Annotated in this window: 1 pseudogene; it reads left to right on the top strand. The window is 42.5% G+C overall.

Going from position 1 to position 749, the window contains the following annotated elements:
* A pseudogene (locus HT703_RS11430) lies at nucleotides 1–749 on the top strand (hypothetical protein); the annotation flags it as partial.

The following is a 749-nucleotide window of genomic DNA, read 5'->3' as shown; positions in this document are numbered from 1 at the left end:
AAAGTTGCAAATTCTCTAGCAGCGACTATTGAGTTGTCACAAGATCCTACTACAGGTGACGTTACAGTAACGCCTAAGAAACCAGATGGCTCAACTTATCCTAAAGGAACAATGGTAGAACTTCCAGGTAAGGATGGTCGTCCAATTAAAGTGACGATTGGAGCAGATGGTTCAGCTAAGGTTCCAAATGATCAATTACCAGATACTACGGTTGTAGGTAAGGCTAAGATTACAGAACCAGGTAAAGCAGCTGTAGAAGTTCCTAATGTAACAACACCAGCTAAGGTAACACCAGCAACACCAACGACTGAAACACCAGGTAAGATTGAAATTGCTCAACAACCAAATGGAAATGCGATTGTAACACCTAAGAAACCAGATGGAACAACTTACCCATCAGGAGCTAAGGTAGAAATTCCAGGAGAAAATGGAACAACAATCACAGTAACAATTGGTGACAATGGTTCAGGTGAAGTACCAAATGACAAGCTTCCGAAAGGTGCTGTGCCAGGTAAAGGTAAAGTAACAGAACCGAACAAGAAACCATCACAACCAGTGGATGTAACAACACCAGCTCGTAAGACACCAACTATTGACTTGGTACAAGATCCTACTACAGGTGACGTTACAGTAACACCTAAGAAACCAGATGGCTCAACTTATCCAGAAGGAACAATGGTAGAACTTCCAGGTAAGGATGGTCGTCCAATTAAAGTGACGATTGGAGCAGATGGTTCAGCTAAGGTTCC

The organism is Streptococcus sp. 3874, assembly GCF_013276425.1.
Taxonomy (GTDB): domain Bacteria; phylum Bacillota; class Bacilli; order Lactobacillales; family Streptococcaceae; genus Streptococcus; species Streptococcus pseudopneumoniae.
The sequence above is the reverse complement of the archived record's forward strand: the minus strand, read 5'-3'. Positions and strand labels throughout refer to the sequence as shown.